General features: G+C 49.5%; 17 protein-coding genes. 3 read left to right on the top strand and 14 right to left on the bottom strand.

Annotated features, from left to right (window positions below; translation table 11 throughout):
* Positions 1–10: 10 nt before the first annotated feature.
* From ACO0LC_RS02610 to ACO0LC_RS02630, 5 genes are all read right to left on the bottom strand, one after another.
* On the bottom strand, positions 11–2,017 hold the full coding sequence (locus ACO0LC_RS02610; protein WP_423000339.1) for a hypothetical protein: 2,007 nt from the start codon (positions 2,015–2,017) through the stop codon (positions 11–13).
* A 76-nt stretch (positions 2,018–2,093) separates the two neighbouring features.
* Positions 2,094–3,287: an FAD-dependent oxidoreductase gene (locus ACO0LC_RS02615; protein ID WP_423000341.1), complete on the bottom strand. Its 1,194-nt coding sequence runs from the start codon at positions 3,285–3,287 to the stop codon at positions 2,094–2,096.
* Between the two features lie 88 nt (positions 3,288–3,375).
* Positions 3,376–4,212, bottom strand: a complete 837-nt coding sequence (locus ACO0LC_RS02620) for a heme-binding protein (RefSeq protein ID WP_423000343.1) — start codon at positions 4,210–4,212, stop codon at positions 3,376–3,378.
* 345 nt (positions 4,213–4,557) lie between these two features.
* Positions 4,558–5,811 (bottom strand): MFS transporter, encoded by a 1,254-nt coding sequence (locus ACO0LC_RS02625; RefSeq protein WP_423000345.1) that lies wholly within the window; start codon positions 5,809–5,811, stop codon positions 4,558–4,560.
* 216 nt (positions 5,812–6,027) lie between these two features.
* Complete coding sequence (locus tag ACO0LC_RS02630) at positions 6,028–6,738, bottom strand: hypothetical protein (protein ID WP_423000347.1); 711 nt, start codon at positions 6,736–6,738, stop codon at positions 6,028–6,030.
* A gap of 202 nt (positions 6,739–6,940) precedes the next feature.
* On the opposite strand from ACO0LC_RS02630, the gene ACO0LC_RS02635 reads away from it, so the two are divergent.
* Positions 6,941–7,576 (top strand): glutaredoxin family protein, encoded by a 636-nt coding sequence (locus ACO0LC_RS02635; protein ID WP_423000349.1) that lies wholly within the window; start codon positions 6,941–6,943, stop codon positions 7,574–7,576.
* Positions 7,577–7,596: 20 nt separating this feature from the next.
* Here the strand turns inward: ACO0LC_RS02635 and ACO0LC_RS02640 are convergent, their stop codons facing one another.
* From ACO0LC_RS02640 to ACO0LC_RS02680, 9 genes are all read right to left on the bottom strand, one after another.
* Positions 7,597–8,448, bottom strand: a complete 852-nt coding sequence (locus ACO0LC_RS02640) for an alpha/beta hydrolase (protein WP_423000351.1) — start codon at positions 8,446–8,448, stop codon at positions 7,597–7,599.
* A gap of 68 nt (positions 8,449–8,516) precedes the next feature.
* Positions 8,517–8,861, bottom strand: a complete 345-nt coding sequence (locus ACO0LC_RS02645; protein WP_423000353.1) for a TfoX/Sxy family protein — start codon at positions 8,859–8,861, stop codon at positions 8,517–8,519.
* Positions 8,862–8,867: 6 nt separating this feature from the next.
* Positions 8,868–9,380: a hypothetical protein gene (locus ACO0LC_RS02650; protein ID WP_423000355.1), complete on the bottom strand. Its 513-nt coding sequence runs from the start codon at positions 9,378–9,380 to the stop codon at positions 8,868–8,870.
* Positions 9,381–9,428: 48 nt separating this feature from the next.
* Entirely contained in the window at positions 9,429–9,791 is a 363-nt protein-coding gene (locus ACO0LC_RS02655; protein ID WP_423000357.1) for a YkgJ family cysteine cluster protein, read from the bottom strand.
* A 66-nt stretch (positions 9,792–9,857) separates the two neighbouring features.
* Entirely contained in the window at positions 9,858–12,140 is a 2,283-nt protein-coding gene (locus ACO0LC_RS02660; RefSeq protein ID WP_423000359.1) for a tetratricopeptide repeat protein, read from the bottom strand.
* Between the two features lie 384 nt (positions 12,141–12,524).
* On the bottom strand, positions 12,525–14,255 hold the full coding sequence (locus ACO0LC_RS02665) for a glutamine--tRNA ligase/YqeY domain fusion protein (protein ID WP_423000361.1): 1,731 nt from the start codon (positions 14,253–14,255) through the stop codon (positions 12,525–12,527).
* 191 nt (positions 14,256–14,446) lie between these two features.
* Complete coding sequence (locus ACO0LC_RS02670) at positions 14,447–15,775, bottom strand: diguanylate cyclase (RefSeq protein WP_423000363.1); 1,329 nt, start codon at positions 15,773–15,775, stop codon at positions 14,447–14,449.
* The gene (locus ACO0LC_RS02675) at positions 15,772–16,749 is read right to left on the bottom strand and encodes an ABC transporter substrate-binding protein (RefSeq protein ID WP_423000365.1); all 978 of its coding nucleotides are present in this window, start codon (positions 16,747–16,749) and stop codon (positions 15,772–15,774) included. Before ACO0LC_RS02675 ends, ACO0LC_RS02670 begins: the two co-directional genes overlap by 4 nt.
* Before the next feature lie 3 nt (positions 16,750–16,752).
* Entirely contained in the window at positions 16,753–18,678 is a 1,926-nt protein-coding gene (locus ACO0LC_RS02680; protein ID WP_423000367.1) for a TonB-dependent receptor plug domain-containing protein, read from the bottom strand.
* A gap of 434 nt (positions 18,679–19,112) precedes the next feature.
* Here ACO0LC_RS02680 and dnaE point away from each other — a divergent pair, with 434 nt between their 5' ends.
* Positions 19,113–22,640: a DNA polymerase III subunit alpha gene (gene dnaE / locus ACO0LC_RS02685; RefSeq protein WP_423000369.1), complete on the top strand. Its 3,528-nt coding sequence runs from the start codon at positions 19,113–19,115 to the stop codon at positions 22,638–22,640.
* Between the two features lie 4 nt (positions 22,641–22,644).
* The gene (locus ACO0LC_RS02690) at positions 22,645–23,961 is read left to right on the top strand and encodes an O-antigen ligase family protein (RefSeq protein ID WP_423000371.1); all 1,317 of its coding nucleotides are present in this window, start codon (positions 22,645–22,647) and stop codon (positions 23,959–23,961) included.
* Positions 23,962–24,003: the final 42 nt, after the last annotated feature.

The following is a 24,003-nucleotide window of genomic DNA, read 5'->3' on the forward strand; positions in this document are numbered from 1 at the left end:
AGGAGGGAATTTACTTTGCCGAGCAGATGAAAGGATATTCGCGGTTATCTATCAGGGGTTCGACACCAAAAAAATCATTCAATACCGACTCTGCCGTACAGTAAGCACCTTCTACCCAGGCCTGGTCATTGGAGTAGGCTTCACCGACGATGAAGATATTTGCATCCGCCCCCGGTATCAATTGTGAAGGCTTACGGATTTTTTGCTGCACATCGCCGATGTCGTAATGCGCTGCCCAAGCGTGGTAACCGGCATTGAAGGGAGGTAGTGACCAGTCTATATAGGCGGCTTCCAGCGGTTCAGGCACAGTACTGAAATCGGCATTCGGGCCAAAATGGATATTTGCCAGCTGCTTGCGCAACATCTTCAACATACGGTCCGGCACTTTGCGCGGGCCTTTCAGGGGCTCGGTATTTTCAGACAAAGGAACATGTCTTTGCTGTTCAGGGCCGAGCTCCAGTTCTTGCCAAAAAGTGGTAAAGGCTTCATCGTCATAGGCTGCCAGTAAGCCGTACACAGGTTCTGTGCTTTGATCAAGTGCGTTATTGCCAAAATAGACGACCATGCGCACCGGATTGTCGGTCACGCTGGGTCCTATGGTGGCACGGGTGGATGTAGTCAGGAGCTGGCCTTCTTGCGGTATCGTCAGTCTCTCCTGCAGGCGTTGCTCAACTGCCTGGAGCAGGCTGGCGGCACTGGAATACGGTGTATTCATGATCTCTTGCTGGTCAGCGACAGTGGGCTGGCTGAGTTTGTCCAGATAAGCAGCAGGGAACCCCTGTTCTGCCAGCTGTGCAATCACCTTTTGGGTGACTTCATAGCTGCTAAGTTGCGGTGCATAGGTCGCTTTCGTCAGCCACCAGGGGTCTTTGAAGAACATACCTATCTTGTAGGAAGGCTGCATGATGCTGGCTTCCATATATAACTGTACTTTCTGGTGATTTAGCACATCCAGGCCGGGATGGCTTTCATAGCGTGTCGCCTGGGCGACCAGTTCCAGCGCATAGCGCGGCATTGCCAGCCAGGCCGCATCTGTCTTGCCGCTACTGGATTTTTTGTTGGGATTATCTCGATTGGCAATGCCGTAGTGAATGGTATTGTCGATTTCCAGTATGGAGTGCAGGCGACGGTTAGGCTGGTAATTGAAGTGCACTCCTTTGTCACGGGCCAGATCGGTGATGGCAGCAAACAGCGCTTTGAACATGCCTGAATAACCTGTGGTCAGGGTCATGTATTCATTGCCGGGAGTGAATTCATTATTGGCCTGGAAAGCCACTGCAGCATTCCAGTTAATGACGTTCGAGGTATAACCATTGCCATCAGCTGCATAGTTATAGCCTTCAGATCCCAGTTGATCAAACATCAGGTTCCAGTAACCTATGTCTTTGAGTTTGTCGCCTTTCTGGAAGATGGAAGATGAGGGTAATTCTGCCGTGATTTTTCCATGCTGGTAAAAATGATCCCATTCCTTGCGGGTTTGCGGCCCTGTGGTGGCAGTCACTGCCAGGTTTTCTACCGTAGTAAAGCCCTGATTCGGTGAAGTGCTGGCACCAAAATTATTGACATTATAGGGAGCAGGATTAAATGAGGTGACATCATTCAGGTAAAAATTCTTGCCGCGTAAATAGTACAGTGGATTATCTGATTCATTGAAAGGGACAACGTATTTGTCCAGCCCCAATTGATGTATGACCGTAGTCACCAATCTATGGCCAGACGCCTTGCCATCATTATGATGTTTTGCCTTGGTATCCCATTCTGAATAACGCATGCCACCCAGTTCTACATAGGACTTGTTCGTATCGTTCTGGTAATGCCAGGTGCAGACTCGGGCACCAGGCGCACGCGAGCCATTATCGTCTTTACTGAAATCATACTGTCCCCAGTCATACAGTTCCAGGGTGTCGCCTTTTTCAAGTAATTTGTTTTTGTCCGTGCTCTTACCACTGAGCAAACGCCAGGCTGTATACAGACCAGCTGCTCCGGCACCGAAGATAGAATAAGTTTTGCTTGTCATGATCTTTCTCACTCAAGGTTGGGTTTGAATTGCATGAAGGTATTGCGATTGCATTTGGGCGTGAACTACGACTGAACTACTTCAGTTGAGTGAAATATTTAATACCGGTTGCGAAGTGCGAAATATCGTAGGGGGTATGCCCGTCCAGGCTCAGATCTGCCAGGATTTTTCCCAGCAAAGGGACGAACTTGCCTGCCCAGCCTGTGGCATAGATAACGATGTCCTTGTGTCCTGGCACATGGGCTGGCGCAAAGTCAACGATCAATTCTTTATTGGCGATCTTGCTCAGGGCGACCAGGCAGGTTGAGGTGTAGTGTGGCACCGGGTCCAGTCCACGCATATGGTGTTTGACCCAGGCAGCGGTATAGCCCAGTTCTTCTGGATTGGGGATCAGAGTACGTTGTTCTGGCGAGTTCAGCGGTGAGATGACAAAGTCGGATGCTACACGTATATAGCCAGGATAGTTCCAGCTGACTTCAGGGAAACCATAGAACTGATTACCATTATTGCCAACAGGATTCTGGAATACAAACCAGGTTGGATACTGTATGCGCGGATCTGTTTTTTTATAAAATGCGGATGCCATATTCCAGTAAGTTGCTGCTACCTGGAAATTGAGTAATTTAAACACGGCGTCTGCATAAGGGCCAGGTACCAGCACCAGTTTTCTGGCGGTGAATTGACCGACGGGAGTAGTGATTTCAAATTGTTGCTGGCGATACTCAATTTTTGTAACCGGTGCCTCTTCTTTCATGGTCACAAAACTGGACTTGCGGTTCCAGTTATACAGGGTTTGCTGGGTCGCCTTCAAGTCTATACTGGCACCCTGGGCTTGGAACAAGCCGGTATAAGTGGAGGGCAAATCTTTAAATTGATACTTGCTCTCAAGTTCAGCCGCACTCACCTTGCTATAGGCTACATCTTGCGCCTGTAAGGCAAGTTCAGCTTGCCTGATATTGCCTTCGGTTGAATGTACATCGGGGTCACCAAACCACAGGGTACCGACTTTATCCATCAAGGGCACAGGTGTCAGGCTTTGCAATTCATCCCAGTAGGGTATCGATTGTTTGACCAGTTTCACCATGTATTCATCAGGGTAGGGAATGCGGAACTGGCGCGAGATACCAGCTGAACTACCGAGTTGGTTGATGAAAGTAAATTGCTCAAGCACCAGGGTTTTAGCTTTTCTTTTGCTTAAGTGATAGGCAGTGGACAGGCCCATGGGACCACCACCGATGACGACGACATCAAAATGATTTTCATTGTCCATTTGATTGCCACTTGCTGTTGCTGCTTTGGTGGAGAGAAAGAACTTGCCCAGCCTGAGGGCCGGGCATGATGAATGCAAGCGAGGAGACTCAGGTGCGGATCAGGGTGGCAACCGAAATATGTGGCCAGTCTATGTCCAGGAAATTCAGGATCACAGTCTGGGTGTACTGCAATTGCATGAACTGGGTGCCATCTGGACGTTCCACCGTTTCTATCCAGAAAATTGCTTCCAGCTTGGTGGCATTCGCGTTCGCAGTGACAAAAGGAATGTTGACTATGCCGCCTACTGGTATTGAGGCAACTGACAACACCGTGGTATTGACGATTTTTTGTCCTTGTATGGCATCTGTCAAAGCCTCATTCATATTGGCGACATAGCTCTGTTTCATGCCTGGTGGCAGGTTGGAGTGCAGATAGGGGGCGAGATAACCCAGCGGTGCATGTGCCATACCAGAGCCAGTCGGCTTGGAGCTAACGAGGGCGATCTGTGGTCCACCAGGAACTTCAAAGCCTGTTCCCTGTGCCAGCAAAGAATCACCATGCGGAATCGTTGATTGCCTGACGATGCTGGGGCCAGCCTTGGGATCTGTGGTGGCTGGTACGTTCAGCCATATGCCAGGCTCTATATGCAAACCTTCCATGGTGGGGGCATCGTTGACCTGTTGCAGGTAAGTCAGGCCAAAGATTTTGATATCATCTTGCACAGACCCACGGTTCGGAACTTCACCGCCTATGGCTGTGAACTGAATGCGTTCAGCAGTTGCATTCAGCATTAGGCGAAACGCAGCATTGTGCTGTTTGTTGGGGACCGCAATCAAATTAAAACCGCGTCCAGACCAATTGCCTTCCAGCTCGGCGAGAGGACCCAATGGGGATGAGGCTAAATTGCCTGGGGCCGCAGCACGCCTGGGTGAGTAGAGTGTCATTTTCAAGTTCCTTCAAAGTTTGTGCAACATGGGATAAATCTGAATTTATGCAGCCAATTCAGAGACAGCTAAACCAGTTCATGAAAGCAGTCTTGTCCGGATGATTGTTAATGATTAAAGGATAAGACTATTAATTAATAGTATATTAAAAAATGCAATCACAAAGACAATTCCTTGTTATTTAAATTGTATTTTTGTTAAAAATTGTGCCAAGTCTGCTGCAGTTGTGCAGATGAAATTTCAGGTGGGAAATGAATGCAAGCATTCCCTCTGGGCGAGGGTTGTATAGCTTGTTGGCAGAATGAAGAATTCGGAAGCCTGGGTAGCTTCCGGCGCAGGTCCTGTTTAGCTATTGCCAGATATTCTCTGGCCTGCGTTGTAATAAAGGGCCGGGATTTTTTTATTGCTTAAAAACATCATTCCAAGGCTGGCCAGCGTCAGCATGAACCAGTTAAGTCCTGGCATTTTCATGCTTTGCGCCAAGTCAAACAACACGCCGCCCGCCAGGCTGCCCACCATGGTACCCATGCTTTGATAAAACATTTGCTGTGACATCAGCCTGCCTGTATCCGCCGCTGACTTATTGGCAAACCGGGCTACCAGCACATCGAGTGAAGGGCCATAAAACACTTGGCCGAATGAGAGCAAGATGGCAGATATGATGACTGCCACAGCACTATGGGTAAACACCACCATGATGGCAAAACTCAGGAACAGGCAGGCATAGCCTATCTTCAGGAAGCGGAAATGATCCAGGGTACGCACGGCGCGCTTGGAAATGGGGATCTGGAAGAAAATGATGACGAGGGCCGCCAGCCAGAATGGGGTGGACACTGGAATTTCAGGCGTAAACGTGGGGATATGCAAGCTAAAGCCTATCATGGGTTGCACGGCAAAACACCAGAACACCGAGTTGGACAGATAAAACATCAGCGGCAGTTGTATAGCCTTGTCGGTTTCTGTACTTGCTGCCGGGGGCGCTGGCGATGCTTGATCTGCCAGGGCTGCTTGCTCTTGCTCCCATCCTTGTTGCTCATGCTCAGTAATGGCACGCATGGCGATCAGCATGAATAAACCATACACAATGAAGGTAATAAAGACGATCAAAAACACCAGCTTTAACTGGTCATGCGGCACAAAACTGGCTGTCAGGTAACCACCTACCAGGCCCATACGAATGGCAAATGCCAGCTTGCTGAATAAAGAGGTCTGGTCCAATTCCTTCAATTTCAACAAATAGTTTTTCAAGCCAGGGAAGGACAGGCCACTCCCCAAACCTGCCAACAGGGCAAACAAGGCCAGGGCCCAGGCTTGTTGTAGATATGCCATGAAATACAAGGCTATGCCTTCCAGCAGGATATTGCCGGTCACTGCCAAAGGATGGTTTGCCAGGCGGGGTAGCCTGGTTCCCATATAAGAGCCCAGCACCCGTCCCAGATTCAAACCGAACAAGATCGATGCTGCCCAAAAACCTGAGAAGGCTTTGCCAGTTTCAGAGACTATAATCGGTGTATATAAGGCAACGCCACCAGATGCGATGGCGACACCAATATAAATCAGATAAGAATTGTAGACAGGATTGAATTTCTTGGTTTGCATAGGTCGTGGTGTAAGTGCAGCCAGGGCGCTGGGAAACAAAGCTTCGCTGCAGAAAGCTGCCATCAAGCCAGGTGAAGCTCTTATGTTGTGATGTTCGCTCACAAAAAAAGTTCACCATAAAAAGCTGATTCATATGCGCGCAGCGCATATGCTTTAAATTGTACGCCTAATTGATCAAGTCTGTTGCCGGGCCGAAATATGATGGATGGCAGGGGCTTAAAATGGCCAGACTTTCCCCAGGTACAGCCATGCCCAGGCAGCCAGCAGGCATATGCTGAGCAAGAACAGGCCAGTAGCACCATTGGGCCGCAAAATACCCATATAGCTGATGGCGACTGTTGCCACGCCTTTTTTTACCCGTTTCATGCTGCGCCAACGTTGCGCAAACTTGAGTATGGACAGCACAAAAGTAAAGGTGGCACAGGATAGGAGGGAAACCCTGAACACATTCAACATGTCCACTTCGCCCAGCGATATTTTTTTGTAGACCAGCCCTATGGTCGCCATCATCAGTGCGGCAACGATGGAAATGGCGACATTGGCATACATGCTCTTGCGACTGGTGATGGCAGCATCTTCCAGTTCGCACTTCAGCAAGTCCACTTTTTCATTGATCAGGGTAGAAGTCTCATGCTTGATGGCGAGTATGCGCTGGTCTATGGCCGCGCCTATCTGAGTCGTAGAATAATCAATGAGCTCTTTGATATCATCCTTGGTCATGCTGCGCTGACTATGGATTTCATCCGACAAGAGGGCGATATTCCTGTCCATTTGTGCACCAGCCTGACGTATGACCTCGGTCAATTCGCTGCTGATATGGTGGATGGACCTATCTATCAAAGGGCCTACCCGCTCATCAATGACACGGTTCAAGCCCCCTTCAAATTCAGCCGAAGCCTGTTTCAGATTGAGTGGGTCAAACGCCATCTTTTCTCCGGTGACATAGCTAATTTAGCTCATATCTGATGCCGGTTTGTGCAATTTCAAGACCAACTCGTGGTTGGGACGCAAGATGATAGCGTTCACCTCAGACGGTAAACCATACTTAGGTATAGACGACAAACATGGATGACTAAGGTATGGTGTCATCAATAATGACTGGCTCTATGATTTTTTTTGAAAGTATCGCATGCGAAATTTACTCATTTTAATGTTGATCGTTGGTGCAGGCTGGTATTGGAAGAAAACCCATGCACAAAATGAGATATCTTTTGATAAGTCAGGCAAACCGGTAGTTGTGTTATTTACTGCACCGCAGTGTGGAGAACCTTGTCAGTCAGCCGCAAGATTTTTGCGTGAACGTGCTGTGCCTTTCCAGGAAAACCAGGTGGTACTGGATGATGAAAATGATAGCAACACCCGACTATGGAAAAAATATAGCAATGGGCAATTGCCTGTCACCCTCATCGGCAATAACAAAGTTCTGAGCAACTCCAAGTGGGAAATGATTGCCGCGTTGGGCCAGAATTTTGGTCAGCAATATCTTAACCCGGCTGAGCGTACTTACTTCAGCAAGCATTTTGATGCAAGTGGCAAGCCTAAAGTGGCGCTGTATGGCACGGACTGGTGTCCATCCTGCGCGCAGTTGCGTGCTGACTTTAAAGATAACCAGATCGCTTTCGTTGATATCGATGTAGAAAAAAGCGGTGAATTCAATCAAATGACCAGGGTCATGGAGATACCTGGCTATCCAGCTACCTGGTATGGATATACCAGGGTGCATGGTACCTCCATCAGTGACGTCAAGGATGCCATGGCACGCTGATTATGACTTGTATGACTTGATCATTTCTTTTCTGCATAAAAGAGCTGGAAGGCATGCATGGCAGCACCATGCAAGATGCTGCCATGGTCTTCTCTGGGAAGAAATTCAAAATGGTAGCTCAGGTTTTTAGCTTTGCTCTGAGTGATGGCTCGTGACAGAGCACGCGCATCACCCTCCATTTGCGGCCCCTCTTTGCCAACGGCCAGATACACTTTCATGGGCTGGGACGGGAGATTTTTCAAGAGTGCTGGCGCCTGTTTCAGTAATGATTCATTGTCCCACCACAGGCTGGGACTCATGATGATGTAGTTATTGAATAGCGCCGGTTTTTTCAGCAAAATTTCGGTTGCCAGCAGGCCGGCCAGTGATTGACCGATCAGGGTTTTGTCGCCATTGCTCCTGTAATTTTTTTCTATGTAAGGCTGCAATTCCTTTTCCAGGAATTCCATGAACTTTGCTGACCCACCAGCATTCTTGAAGGCTGCACTATATGCTTTCATGGAAGCAGGCAGACTAAAATTATCTGCCGCCTTGAAAGTCATATCACGACGCCTGTCGGTATTCGCAATACCAACCAGGATGGATGCCGGCAGGCGATTGACCCAGGAAAAACTGGAAAATTGCACCGCACCTGCCATGTGTATCAAATCCTCATCGACCGCACCATCGAGCAAGTAAATGACGGGATATTTACTGGCGGTCTCTGTTGTATAGCCTTCGGGCAAAATGATATTGATAGTGCGCTCTTCACCCAGGGCTTGAGAATGCAAGCTCAGGCTGGAACCGATGGTCAATGGTGTCGAAGTTGTTTCAGCCGCCAGCGACAATGTGCAGAGGCCAGACAAGAGCAAGGCAAGAAAGCGCTTTTTCATAGAGATGTTAACTTTGGTAAAAAATGCTAAAGACGCAAGTATCCTCAGATCTCAACAATATTTCAAGCTCAGGCTTTCGCTTTTTTTATCTTTTTCACGGGTACAGGCAAAGAAGCTGCGGTGCATTGCGCCAGTGCTGCCAATTGCTCGCGGTCTTCCAACAAGTCTGATTCAATTAAAAACCAGGCTTTGGCTTGGGGATAAGGCGGCGCTTCACTGAGCGGGCCTATTTGTTCAAGAAAAGCGCGGCTGGCAGCAGTAGGCTTGATAAACAATTGGTCATCGCAAATTAAGGCAAACATTTTCTCGTTCAGATAGAGCGCATATTCGCCAAACATTTTCTTGGCGATGAGCCCTTCACTGGCACTTAACTGGTCAAGTATGAATGCTACGAAACTTGCTTGAGATGCCATCTTGTCTTACTCCGGACGACGAAACTCGTCAGCTATCCAGGCCCTGGCATTTTGCTGGTTTAATTTGTAATTTGGGGTAACCCTGACTTTGGCCAGCTCGTTATTGCCAGCATCTTGCGCGCTCAGCCATGCATAGGGATCATCTTCATCCGGGACTATGTCGAGCAGGATTTTGTAATCAGCTTCATCGGTGGCCACCATCAGGCTCTTATGTAGCGTTGCATGCAATTGCTGTTCGTGGCGGCGTATTACTTCCGAAGCTGTTTTGACCAGAGTACCAAAGGCATTGGCATCGAGTGGCTTGGGATTTTTTTTATCGCGCCCCATGGTCCATGGGCCAACCAGGGCAGGCTCAGGTTCACCATCCTTGATCATGGCAACGGCCCAGCCTTCGTCATCTTCATTCTTGATGACTTGTGCTGTCCAGCCTTTGTCGCGCCACAAACGAGGCTCACGGACGGTGGTGTCCTCATTGTGCTGGTTATTGTCTTCGCTAGTGAAATTAGTATCGTTGCTCAAAGTTATTCCCTGTTTATTTCCTCAGGCTGCATCCTACACCTAAGTGAGCTAGGTGTCTTCGCATGTGAGAACTGGCGCTTCATCCGGCAAGTCAGGTAATTCAGGTAATCCATACCTGGCCCTGGCTCGCAGGCATTTGTCGTCGCCTATTTGTAATTCACGGCAAGGAGAGGGCCTGTTGACATACATATTGCATTTGACCGCTTTGCCAACTTCACCACTCAATGCCTGACAATGTGGAAGTGCCTGGTTAGTGCCTTTCAGGCAAGCATGCAATGGTGTCAGTTTTTCTATCATGGCATCTGGTATGCCCAGGCTATCTGCCTCAGCCCAATAAAACGATACTCTGTAACTGGCGCAGCAAGCGCCACAATCAAGACAGGGGTCTTGCTCGTTCTTGTTTGTCAGCATGCAGTCTTTCCAGAAAATAGGCGAATTTAAGTCGACAAACGAGGAAGTGGCAAAGGCAAAAACTGATTACTGCTGTGTATGGTCAGCAATAAATACTGACCACATTTTTTGCAATTCGATTTCCAGGTTCCTGGCAAATCTTTTTCCGTCAAACAGTGAGCTGCGCAAAAGCTTTTCTCTTAGTTCTGAGCGCAGTTGCAACAGGTATGGAACATCTCCGGCATGCTTGGCGGCGAGTGCTACGTATTCATCTTCATTGCTGGCAATCCAGTCATCCAGGCCAGCATAACTGAGCAGGCTGGCACCCTGGCGGGACGACATGGTGTGACCGGCCAGTGTGATAGTGGGTACGCCCATCCATAAGGCTTCGCAAGTGGTCGTGCCACCAGCATAGGGATAAGTATCCAGAATGATGTCAACTTCTGCATGAGCTGCCAGATAAGCTTCTCTGGAACCCGGCCCAAGGATGCTGACACGATCTGCACTTATGCCATATTGTGTAAACCTTTCCAGCATATTCTTGCACTCTAATTCGCTTCCCATCTGCCAGCATTGAAAACGTAATTTGGCATCCGGCAAATTGTTGAATATTTTTGCCCATACTTGCAAAGTGAAATCATTCAATTTCCTGACATTTTGAAAGCAGCCAAACGTTATGTAGCCGTTACTTATTGCAGGGGAAGGAGAAGTGGGGCACTCAGGATCAGTCGGTGGGGTAAGGCATAACCTAGTTGATGGTAAGTACCATATTTCTTCAGTGAAATATTCTTCATGTGTCTCTGGTACGGAAATTTTGTCCGTTAGTACATAGTCCATGCCGGGGACGCCAGTGGTTCCAAAATAGCCAAGCCAGCTAACTTGTATTGGCGCGGGCTTAAAAGCAAAAACAGGCAGGCGATTGTGCGCTGTGTGACCTGCGAGATCGATAAGTATATCGACACCATCATCATGTATAGTGTGTGCACAGCCTTGATCGTCGATATTTTCAATAGATGTCCATTTGCTAAAAAGTGGTTTGATGCGTGATGTCAGTTCGTCATCGCGTGTTTTGTTGGAATAGGCGTATAACTCTATTTGCTGTAGATTAAGATGCTTGATTACATTTTCTAGAAAAAAACCAACAGGGTGCAAACCAAAATCACCAGAGACCAATCCTATTCGCAAACGCCTATGTTCTTGTGATGAAGGGCGACATGTCCAAGCGATATAGGGGGGGGGGGAGGGGAGTAGTTTGGAGTGATATCTGTTGACTTCGGCTTGGTATTGCTCAGGTGTTTCTAGATCACCAAAGCTTAGATTAAACAGCATGCTGCTATAAGCGTCGAAATAGTAAGGATCTAATTTTGTAGCCGCCCTATAGTATTCAATAGTTTCGTTTTGTCTGCCAGTATCTCGTAAAAGATTGCCTAAACTAAGATAGGCCATTTTTTGAGTGTCTGAAGGCAGGGTGATGGCAATGCGCAAGCTTGCCTCCGCTTCTTCCAGTTTGCCAGTGTCAATATAGGCTTGGCCTAAATTAAAGTGAATTGTTCCATTCTCCGGTTTGATGGACAACGTATGAATATACACGGCAATCGCTTCGTCTTTCTTTGATTGAGTATCAAGCATGACGCCAAGGTTGTAGTTAGGTTCATAGAGATCCGGGGCTAAGGCTAGCAGTTTTCTGTAGCTGACTTCAGCTTCGACAAGCCTCCCTTGTTCATGCATAATCCATGAGATATGCCAGATCGCATCCAGGTTATTTGGCTGTATTACCAGTACCTTGTTATACAAAGCCAGAGCGCTGTCATAGTTTTGCTTGTCGCTGTCCAGAGTGGCGGTTAACATCAGCACACTTGCTTCTTGCGGGAATTGCTCAACTGCCGTGTGCATCAGAGCATGTGCTTTGAGTTTGTCACCTGTGTTGAGATAGATGTCAGCCAGGTCAAAATAGGCATCGAGTATCTTGCCATCAAGCTCTATCGCTTTGCGGAATTCAGCAATCGCTGCCGGATAATCTGCCTGCTCCTTCGCCAGTACTCCTTTATTGTAATAAATGTAGACATCATCAGGATTGATGGCGAGGGCCTTGTCCAGGGGGCTTGCAGCATCGGCAAACTTTTTTTGCACACGCAAGGCTATGCTGAGGTTGATATAGGCATCGGCAAATTCAGGGTATAGAGCGATAGCTTCCCTGTAGCATTGTTCTGCCTGGACAGCTGCATCCGACCTCAAGAAATTGTCTGCCTGCTCTTTTAAGGCAGCAGCCCTGAGGGCTGGCTCTGTTGCGGAGGCATCCTTTTGCGCGATGGTGTTTGCAGAAGCAGGTACTTCCCTGGAGCGAAACAGGCTTAGAATTTTTCCAAACATTTTTATCTTGATAATAGATATGGTATTTGGCTGATTATCGCAAAATCTGGTGATGTATGGTGGCGTATAGTCAGGTTTTTACAGCTACGCGACAATTTGCCCGTATTCAGGGCGACAAGCCTGAACGCTTATCCTGAAAGAACTGCCAGTGTGGTCATGGCCCAGAAATATCTGGTGCAGGGCGGATTTGAGATTGGTGAATAGCAAAATATGAGTTTTTCGCTTCGAGGAATTTTGGCGAACAAAAACAATGGTGGCGATTTTAAAAGCTGCGTTATCTCGCCTAGGGCGAAATGACGCAGCTAATGCCATTTGATGAACCTGAGCTTTTACGTAAAACTGAATTTTCTGACAAAGCTCTCATAAGACGATTACTTCGGACGATTATTTCGCCCAACTATCCTTCAAAGTCGTCACCCGGTTAAACACCGGTTTGCCAACGACAGAATCCACACGATCAGCGACGAAGTAACCGTGGCGCTCAAACTGCAGACGCGTATCTGGCGTGATCGTTGCGAGGCCAGGTTCTACGTAGGCGTGTACCACTTCCAGCGCATTCGGGTTCAGCAAGGCCATGAAGTCTTTGCCGCCAGCATCCGGGTTGGCATCATTGAATAAACGGTCGTACAGGCGGACTTCAGCTTCCAGTGCGTCGGCGGCGTTGACCCAGTGCAGATTGCCTTTGACTTTGTAGTTTGCGCTGCCTTCTGTGCCGGATTTGCTGTCGGCAAAGTAGTTGCAATGGACGGCGATGACATTGCCGTTTTCATCTTTGTCGCAGCCTGTGCATTCAACCACATAGCCATAACGCAGACGCACCTTGTTGCCTGGGAAGAGGCGGAAGTAGCCTTTGACGGGCTCTTCCATGAAGTCTTCCTGTTCTATCCACAGTTCTTTACCTATCGTGAATTCGCGGTTGCCCAACTCAGGGTGGTGCGGGTGGATAGGTGCGGTGCAGGCGATGTTTTCGCCTTCCGGGAAGTTGTCGATGATCAGCTTCAACGGGCGCAATACGGCGGTGGCACGTGGTGCTTTGGGGTCCAGGTCTTCGCGCAGGCAGCCTTCCAGCGTGCTGTAGTCTATCCAGCCATCTGAGCGGGTGACACCGATGCGTTCGCAGAACAATTGCAAGGCTTCTGGCGTATAGCCACGGCGGCGTATGCCGACGATGGTAGGCATGCGCGGGTCGTCCCAGCCGGTGACGATGTTTTGTTCTACCAGTTGGCGCAGCTTGCGTTTGCTGGTGACGACATAGGTCAGGTTCAGACGGGCGAATTCATATTGTTGCGGTACTGGTTTTTTGAAGAAACCACCTTCGGCAGCGCGTTCTATGATCCAGTCATAGAAAGGACGATGATCCTGGAATTCCAGTGTGCAAATCGAATGAGTGATGTTTTCTATCGCATCAGACAATGGATGCGTGTAGTCATACATAGGGTAAATACACCAGTTGTCACCAGTACGGTGATGGTGGGCATGGCGTATGCGGTAGATGGCCGGGTCGCGCAAATTCATATTGGGCGAGGCCATGTCTATCCTGGTGCGCAGGATGTGTTCGCCATCCTTGAATTCACCTGCTTTCATACGGCGCAGCAAGTCCAGTGACTCTGCAGGTGCTCGGTCGCGGAAAGGCGAGTTCACACCTGGCCTGGAAAAATCACCACGGTTGGCGGCCATGTCGGCAGCACTTTGGCTATCGACATAGGCATGGCCTGCACCGATCAGATATTCGGCGATTTCATACAGACGCTCAAAATAGTTACTGGCATAGTGCAGGTGTTCTTCGCCCTTGTTGTTCCAGTCAAAGCCCAGCCATTTGACGCTGTCCATGATGGTATCGACATATTCCTGGTCTTCTTTTTCAGGATTGGTGTCATCAAAGCGCAGGTGGCAACGGCCAGCATAATCACGTGCCAGGCCAAAGTTCAGGCAGATGGATTTGGCATGGCCTATATGCAGGTAACCATTTGGTTCTGGCGGGAAGCGGGTGATGACTGTGGGCAAACCGTCACGGGCGTATTTACCCGCAGCCTGGTCATTGTCGATGATGGCGCGCAGGAAGTTGGAAACTGGTGCAGGTGTTGCATTATCGTTATTTTTGATATCTTTGCTCATGGGTAATGATCGCTATGTTAACCTTTTGCCAAGGTCGATAAGATGGAGATGACAAGTATTTTACCGTAGCGCAGCATGGATGGCGTGAAGTTTGCTCATACTGACGCTGGAATGTCGGTTTGACCAGGGGTCTGGAGGTGGTTTATCGAGGAAAATGCAGGGGGAATGGGTGATCTGGCAAGATTCTTTACTCACATTTCACTGGACTCGACGCGGTTGCGGCCACATTTTTTCGCGTGATACAGGGCATTGTCTGCCCGTTTCATCATTTCATTGACATTGTCGGGATGGTAGTAGGCAGTTACGCCAAAACTGGCGGTTTTCTTGCCAACGATTTCAAATTCATGGTTGGCGATGGCGCAACGCAGTTTTTCTGAGGTGGCAATAGCTGCATGGATGGTGGTTTCACGGAAAATCACCAAAAACTCTTCTCCACCCCAGCGCCCCACTGCATCCATGCTGCGCACGTGGTCTTGCAATATGCGGGCGATAGTGATCAAGACCTGATCACCAGTTTGATGGCCGTGGGTATCATTGACTTGTTTGAACAAGTCAATATCGACAATAGCCAGGGAAAATGCCGTGCCATAACGTTGGCTGCGCTGATGCTCTTCTTCCAGTATTTTTTCCAGCTTCAAGCGGTTAAACAAGCCGGTGAGCCTGTCTGTACTGGACAGCAATTCCAGATCATGATTGCGCAATTCCAGTTCGCGGGTGCGGGCGATGACCAGGTTTTCCAGATTGGCATTCACTTCCATCATGGATTTATGACTGCTTTCCAGCTTTTCTGCCATCTGGTTGAAGCCCGCTTCCAGTTCTTGCAATTCGCCACCGGAATTGGCAGTGATGCGGGTATCCAGCGCCCCTTTTTCCATACGGTGTACGCCATCAAGCAAGCGTGAGAGTGGGCGTGTCAGGTCACGGCTCATGCGCATGGCGAGTATGGATGCGCATACTGTGCCGACCAGGCCTATGAGTATGCTGAGAGCGACAAAGACATTCTTGGATTGACGGCTGGTATGGGTGCTCAGCTCCAGGTAAACACGTCCCAGTAGTTTGGCCTTGCCAGCCTTGTCTATGGGGCTGCGGTCAAACAAGTCAAAGGCATCTGCCTCGGATTTGCCCTGGTAAATCGGTGCGGAAAAAATCAGGGATTCATAGTCGCCGCGCAACACCTTGTTATTGTCGGCTGCCAGTGCATGCTCGGGTCCCAGTTTGCTGGGTTTGCCACTGACGGCGAGCACTTTGTTGTCGGCATCAGTAATGACGACGGCCTTGGCATCATCTTCTTTCATGACCGACTGTGTCAGTGCTTGCAGCACTTCACGATTACCCGAGAATGCACCATATTCACTGGCTGGTGCCAGTTGCCTGGTAATAACGGTGCCGCGTGCCTTGATGGCACCATCAATTTCAGTAATACCAACGATCACCACCAGCAAGACCAGCAAGGCCGAGATAACCCATACCGGCGCCAACGCCAGGAACAGGATGCGATGAGCCAGTGGCCAGTTTTTCATTGGACACGCTCCAGTGTTGATCTTAACTTCCGGGTCAGCGTGGCCTCATCCTCGACATCTATGCTGAGCGAGCGGCTGACCTGGCTATTGATATTGACGCTGAAGTGGCGTGGATATTGTGGCGAGGGCAGATAGGCGTGACTGGGCTGGTTGGGGATGATATCCGCGACTTGCTGCGCGATCTGGCTGGGTGAACTATAGACTGCCGCTAATGCCCCCGCTTTGACATAGGCTGCTGAAAAGCCGAACAAGGGGACTTTTTGCCGATAACTGGTCAGCAAGATGCTGGGAATATTATTGCGGTTGTAAATGGCGGCATCGGGCAGGGCCAGCAAGCTGTCGCTATTGTTCAGCAAGCGGCGCAGGGCTGGCAATAATTCGGAATCATCATTGACAGTTTCCACATTGATTTGCAAGTCCAGATCTTTGCTGGCAGCCTGCAAGCCTGTAATCATGTCACTGGCATCCTTGCTCAATAAGACGCCGATACGGCTGCGCCCGGGCAACACCGTACGTACCAGGTTCAATTGCCTTTGCCAGGGCTGATCAAAATAAATGGCAGAAAAATGATGTGGATCTTGATGACGGTTGTATTGGCGGGCAATTTTTTGAAAACTATCCCGTGATACCAGTACGTTCAGGACAGCCATGGCTGGCGGCTTTTGTGCCATTGCCGTCATGGCGGGAGTGCCAACGGCAATCAGTAAATGATTATTGGCATTGCGCGGCAAGTCTTCACTTTTGTAATTGGCCAGATTGAATACCTTGATGGCATTTTTTGTTGTCCCAGCCTGTGTCAGCAAATTATTTAACTGACTGGCAAACTCGGTATAGGCGCTGCCTTCTTCACTCAATAAAATATAGATGTTGTCCAGTGCTGCAGCTGCCTGCACATACAGCAAACCTGACAAGCTCAGGAGCAAGCCTAGCAGCTTTACTGCATATCGCCGTTGCGATACTGAATACCGGGACATGATTTACAGGTTCAATTTGAAATTCAGCCTCAACGCGCGACCTGGCAACTCATTATCGTGGCGGTATTCAAAATACCTCGCATCAGCCATGTTTTGTGCTATCAGGGAACATTCTGCCGATTTGCCGCCAACTTTGAATTGGTAATTGATCCTGCCGTCTACGCGCCGGTTGCCAGCTATGTAATAACCGCGGTTTTCGATAGGATTATAATCGGTGGCATTGAATTTGGTTTGCGCCACCTGGTAAGCGACCAGACTGCCACTCCACTGATCGTTAGCTTTGTGGCTGAGCATCAGGCTATGGCTGTATTTGGGTAAGGAGTCGCTATAGACTACACCATTCACATTGTTACTCTTGACGCCACCACCAGACAGACCATAGATCAGCCTGGTCTTGTCCGACAGTTGCGCCTTCAATTGCAGTTCATAACCACGCATGACGGCTGTACCGGCATTCAAGTTGCCGCCGGCGGCCGACCGTTTATTGCGTACATCGATCAACTGGCTGTAGTCATCATAAAACAGGCGAAAATCCGTATCGAGTTTGCCATATTTTCCTATATAACCCAGTTCCGTGGATTTGACTCTTTCGGTTTGCATCTCTGGCAAGCCAGGGTAAAGATCTGCACTACGCCAGTAGCTGTCATACACTTTTTCATAGACAGAAGGCGAACGCGTGGCACGTGAATGGCTGAGCCGCAAAGTATGGCCAGGCTGTACATGCCAGTTGACGGCAAACCTGGGCGTGGTGTCAGTGCCGGTGTAGGTATTGTTTTCTATCATACCGCCCACATTGAAGATCAGGTCGGGGCGGGCGCGCCATTCCAGATTGCCAAAAAAACGTCTTAGATGGTAAGGGAAATCACCATACAGATATTGGTTGTCACCCACACCGAGATAATATGGCGCATAAGTCTGGTCATAGCGGACACTGCCACCCCAGACCAGGCGTGCATTCTGAAACGGTGAAAAAGTATGCTGTACTTCCAGATCGTAACGTCGCAATATGGCATCCCCATCGCTGATACCATCTGAATCCTTCAGGCGTGCATAGACTCTTTCTACCGTGTGAAAGGCTTGTACTGACAATTCACCACCGCCTTCAAGTGCCCGGCGCCAGTGCAGCATTTCAAAATGGTTTTCAGCCTGCCGGCTGATGGCGGATACATTATTGTATTCACCCACTTCACGTGGCCCGCCGTTATAGCCGAACTGGAATTCCATGGTGTCGGCAGAATTGAGCTGGTAGTCGGCGCGCAGGTTCAGATTTTGTATGGTCTTGTTATCGTATTTATTCAGATTCCAAAAAGTGAAGACCGACGTGGGCCTCTTGATGCTGTCATCTTCGCCTTGATCTTCCCTGATACTTGCGGTCAGCCTGTAGCTGAGTGCCCCTGTCTTACCACCATAGCGGAAAATCGCTTCCTTGCGGCCATTGCCAAATGCCATGGAGAGTGTCTTGCCCTGGGTCTCGGCAGGGTGGCGGGTGATGATGTTGATGACGCCAGAGTAGGAATTGGCCCCATAGCTGGCCGAGTCTGGCCCGCGTATGACTTCTATGCGTTCTATGTCATCCAGGACGATGGGCAGGTCACTCCAGTTGACGCCACCAAACAGGCTGGCATACACCGACCGGCCATCTATTAGCACTTGCATTCGGTCAGATGTCGTCGTCGTGGCCATGCCATGATAAGCCACCGTGCTGTCAGCCGAAAAATAAGGGTCGGCATGATAGGCCACATACATGCCTGGCACCAGGCGAAAGACTTCTGACAAATCCCAGGCACCACTATCCTTGATCATTTGCCTGTCTATGATAGTCACTGCAACCGGGGTTTCATTAATGGGTTGTGATAGCCGTGATGCAGACAAGATGACAGGTATGTCATCCAGGAAGATGGATTCGTCGCCAGGTCTGGCTGTTGCCATTTGATGCAAAAGAAAAAAAAGCAGCGCAGCGCGGCCTGAGCGTCTGGAAGGAGGCTTGGATACGCGTTTGCTGCGATGATAGCCGCAGTAACTTATGCGGATGATGCGTTTTTTTTCTGCTAACAAGATGTGCCCCAGAACCAGAAAATGCATTGATTTAGAGTAACACAGCAGGGATATCCAAACATAGTTTAAACACAAAGACTTCAGCTTGATGGTCAGTTTATATCTTGCGTTTTGTTGTTTTTCTGATGCAAATCAGTAGCAAAAAACTTAGTGAGAGTCTTGCGTAATAGATAAATTAAAACAGATTTAATTGACTGGATGATGGATTGCGCGTCATAAAGTTGATGTTAAATTAATATAAGTTGTATATTTAAAAACTTCTTAAGGCAAAGCTTCTGAACCTCTTGCTCAACAGGTAGAATAGCGGGATGACTACAGAATTAATTACATCCCCAGACGTGGCACCAGAAGTTGTCGCCAGCCAGCCCAGCCAGCCTTATGAGCCCAGTTTCGTCCACCTGCGTATCCATTCCGAATATTCGATCGTGGATGGCCTGGTGCGTATCGACGATGTCATTAAGGCAGCAGTAAAAGACAAGCAGCCAGCAATGGCGATTACTGACCTGGCGAATTTGTTCGCCATGGTGAAATTTTATAAATCTGCACGTGGCAAGGGCATGAAGCCTATCGCCGGTTGCGATGTCTGGGTCAGCAATGATGTTGATCGCGACAAGCCCTCCAGGTTGCTCTTGCTGGTCAAGAACAAGCTCGGTTATTTGCAGTTGTGCGAATTGCTGGCACAGGCCTGGCTGACGAATCAGCATAAGGGTCGGGCAGAAATCCGCTATGAGTGGTTGCAGAGTATTTTTGAAGAAGGCAAGGGCGGTGGCCTCATCGCTATTTCTGGCGCACATTTTGGTGATGTTGGTGTCGCTATCGATAATGGCAATCTTGAGCTGGCAGAGCAAAACGCCAGACGCTGGGCCAGTATTTTCCCTAATCATTTTTATATAGAAATACAAAGGGCAGGCCAGGCAAACATGGACAACCATGTGCGCGCTGCCGTGGCCCTGGCAGGCAGGTTCAAATTGCCGGTCGTCGCAACCCATCCTGTGCAATTCATCAGCAAGGATGACTATACCGCCCATGAGGCGCGCGTCTGTATTGCTGAAGGCGATATGCTGGCCAATGGCCGCCGCGTGCGCAGGTTTAATGAGCAACAATGCTTCAAGACCCAGGCCGAGATGGCAGAGCTGTTTGCCGACCTGCCAGCAGCACTGCTTAATTCTGTCGAAATCGCCAAGCGCTGTAACCTGATGCTGGAACTGGGCAAGCCCAAGCTGCCAGATTTTCCTACGCCTGAAGGTATGACCATCAATGACTTCCTGGTGCATGAGTCACAGCGTGGTCTTGAGTTCCGTCTTAATCACTTATTCCCGAATGCAGAAAAGCGCGAAAAAGAGCGTGCCCGTTATGAGGCACGCCTGAAGTTTGAAACCGACACCATCATCAAGATGGGTTTCCCCGGTTATTTCCTCATCGTTGCTGACTTTATTCAGTGGGCAAAAAATAATGGCGTGCCGGTAGGACCTGGCCGTGGTTCTGGTGCCGGTTCGCTGGTCGCATATTCGCTGCTGATTACCGATCTTGACCCTTTGCAGTACAACCTGCTGTTTGAACGTTTCCTGAACCCAGAGCGGGTATCCATGCCCGACTTTGATATTGACTTTTGCCAAGAGGGGCGTGACCGCGTCATTCAGTACGTCAAAGACCGTTATGGTAAAGAAGCGGTGTCGCAGATTGCCACCTTCGGTACCATGGCGGCCAAGGGCGCGATACGTGACGTCGGTCGTGTGCTTGATTTTGGCTATATGTTTTGCGATGGTGTCTCCAAACTGATTCCGTTCAAACCAGGCAAGCAAGTCACGATAGCCGAAGCGATTGTTGAAGAACCCCTGCTGGCCGAACGCCAGGAAAACGAAGAAGAAGTCAAAACCCTGCTTGACCTGGCGCAACAGGTAGAAGGCATCACCCGCAATATCGGTATGCATGCCGGTGGTGTATTGATTGCACCAGGCAAACTGACAGATTTTTGCCCGCTGTATACCCAGGGCGGAGACTCAGGTGTGGTCTCGCAATATGATAAGGATGACGTTGAGGCCGTAGGCTTGGTCAAGTTCGACTTTTTAGGTTTGACCACATTGACCATCCTTGACCGCGCAGTGCGCTATATCAAGATGATGGACCCGGCCATGGCAGATTTTGATCTGGCCAAATTGCCGCTGGATGACAGGCCATCCTACGAGTTGCTGACCAAGGCTAAAACCGTGGCCGTGTTCCAGCTGGAAAGCCGCGGCATGCAAGGCATGCTGAAAGATGCGCGTCCCGACCGTTTTGAAGACATTATCGCGCTGGTGGCCTTGTACCGTCCGGGTCCTATGGACCTGATCCCGGATTTCTGCAAACGTAAACACGGTGAACGCTTCGATTATCCTGACCCGCGTACCGAAGGCATTTTGTCTGAAACCTACGGCATCATGGTGTATCAGGAACAGGTTATGCAGATGGCCCAGGTGGTCGGTGGCTACTCACTCGGTGGCGCGGATTTGCTGCGTCGTGCCATGGGTAAGAAAAAAGCAGAAGAGATGGCCGAGCATCGCCAGATTTTCCGTGATGGTGCAGCCAAAGATGGCTTGCCACAAGAAAAAGCCGACGAGATTTTCGATTTGATGGAAAAATTTGCGGGTTATGGTTTTAATAAATCCCATGCTGCCGCTTATGCCTTGCTGTCTTATCACACTGCTTATCTGAAAGCACATCATGCCGCTGCCTTCATGGCCGCCAATATGTCGCTGGCCATGGATGATACTGACAAGGTCAAGATCCTGGTCGAAGATGCGATTGATATCTGCAAGCTCAAAATGCTGCCGCCAGATATTAATCAGTCTGAATACCGTTTCATGCCAGTTGCTGAAGCGGGTAAAAAATCCAGTCAGATACGCTATGGTATGGGTGCTGTCAAAGGGTCAGGCCAAAATGCAATAGAAAGCATTATCACCGCCAGAAAAGAAGGCGGACCATTTAAGGATTTATTCGATTTCTGCAAACGTGTTGACAAGCGTCAGGTCAACCGCCGTACGGTAGAGTCGCTGATACGTGCCGGTGCCATGGATTGCCTGGGCAAAGACCGTGGCATCTTGCTGGCGACTGTTGATTTTGCACTGGAAGCAGCGGTGCAGGCAGAAGCCGCGGCAAACCAGGTCAGCCTGTTTGGTGATGACGACGATTTGATCGCGCCACCAGATTATCTGGATGTGCCAGTCTGGACAGACAAGAAACGCCTGACAGAAGAAAAACTGGCGCTGGGCTTTTACCTGTCCGGCCACTTGTTTGATTCTTATGCGCCAGAAGTACGCCAGTTCATCAAGACTACCCTGGCCAAGCTGGAACCTTCACGCGACTTGCGCCTGATTTGCGGCATTATCACTGGTGTGCGTACGCAGATGACACAGCGCGGCAAACTGCTTATCGTCAGCCTCGATGACGGCACTGCCGTGGTTGAGGTAACGGTGTATAGCGAACTCATGGAAGAATTCAAATCCCTGTTCAAGGAAGATGAATTCCTTGCGGTACTGGGCAAAGTGTCTGAAGACAGGTTCTCTGGCGGCTTGCGCATCTCGGCAGAAAAAGTCATGGACATAGGCCGCGCCCGCGTACAATTTTCGCAAGGCTTGCGCCTGACTTTGACATCAAGTACAGACACCAAAAAACTGCACGAGATGCTGAAACCACATTTGAATGCCGATGGTTGCCCGGTATTGATACGCTATCAAAATGCCGATGCCAGTGCAGAAATGTATCTGTCAGATCAGTGGCGGGTGAACCCGGACGATGTCTTGCGGCAAAACCTGGGTGAGTGGCTATCCATGAAAAACGTCAAAATTGAATACGCCTGATTCCATGGATATAGCGATTGCATCGCCAGCAGAGAGCGACTCCACGCAAATGGAGCCCTTGACTGGCTGGCGCCAAAACCTGCCACAGCAAATATTGACAGTCTTGCCGCTGACCCTGTTTTTTCCGGTGGGCCTCATGTACGGTGGGGTATTGCTGTTTTATATCAGCTTGCTGGTATCCGGCAGTTACCTGAAACGCATACACAGGGTCAGGCATAGTCCCATGCTCTTGCCCATATTGGGGCTTAGCCTGGTGAGCATGGTGTTGGCTGCCATGCAGGATGTGCCGGCAGAAATACATAAGGAATTCTGGCCAGGCTTTTGGCATTACCAGACTTATTTATTTCTCTTGCCCTTCCTGAGTGTCACTTCAGGGCCATGGCAAAGACGTGCCATGCAGGTATTTTTTGCTGGTGCGATGTTGGCCTCGACGCTGTTTGTGGCGAATTTCCTGCACCTTTTGCCTGCCAATACCCTGTTTCGCAGCTATGTGATTTATGAAGGTAATAAATCCATCTTGCTGGGCATATTGATGGCGGTGGCTGCAGCCTGGATGTTGCATGAATTGCGCAGACACAAAGATCATTTGTTATGGCGAGTGCTGGCCCTGGTGTATGTGGCAGCTGCCCTGATTTTGCTGGCAAAGACCAGGACGGCCAGTCTGCTGTTTTTCATCTTGTGTGGCGTACTGGTTTTGCGCAAGCTGGGTTGGTCCTGGCGCACTGTGGTATTGCCGCTGATCTTGCTGGCCGCAGTGGGTGGTACCTGGAAATATGCCTTGAGCCTGCCACCACCAGCGACTTGTGAAGTGCGCCTGGTGCAAGCCAGTCCATGGGAGATTTTCAAATTGCGTGGCCTGTGTACTGTCCATCAATTGCGCGATTTTTCCCAGGGCCGCAAAGTCAATGAAGATGGCATGCGTCTGGAAATCTACAAGATTACCAGTGACATCATTGCTGAAGAACCATGGACAGGGCATGGTATCGCTACCTGGATGCATCTCTACCAGCAAGAAGCCAAAGGTCTCAGCAGTGCCACCATGACCACGCCGCACAATGACTATCTTTTATATCTGACTGAGTTGGGTGTGGTGGGTTTGCTGGCTCTGCTGGTTATCTGGGGGGCACAGTTCTGGATCGCTTTTCGCATGTCTGTACATGAAAACCTCAATACCAGGGAAATGGCCATGCCCTTGTTGATGCTGACTATCGCCATGATGCTGGGTGGCATGTTTAATGCGATATTGCGCGACGGCGTGTTTGGCATGGCTTTCATGATTTTGTTGGCGATACCGCTGGCGGGCATGCGCAATAAAAATTAGTCGCACCACAGATAGATTATTTATGTGCAAGCCAGCTTAACG

It is taken from the genome of Undibacterium sp. JH2W, from assembly GCF_049340425.1.
GTDB lineage: Bacteria > Pseudomonadota > Gammaproteobacteria > Burkholderiales > Burkholderiaceae_D > Undibacterium.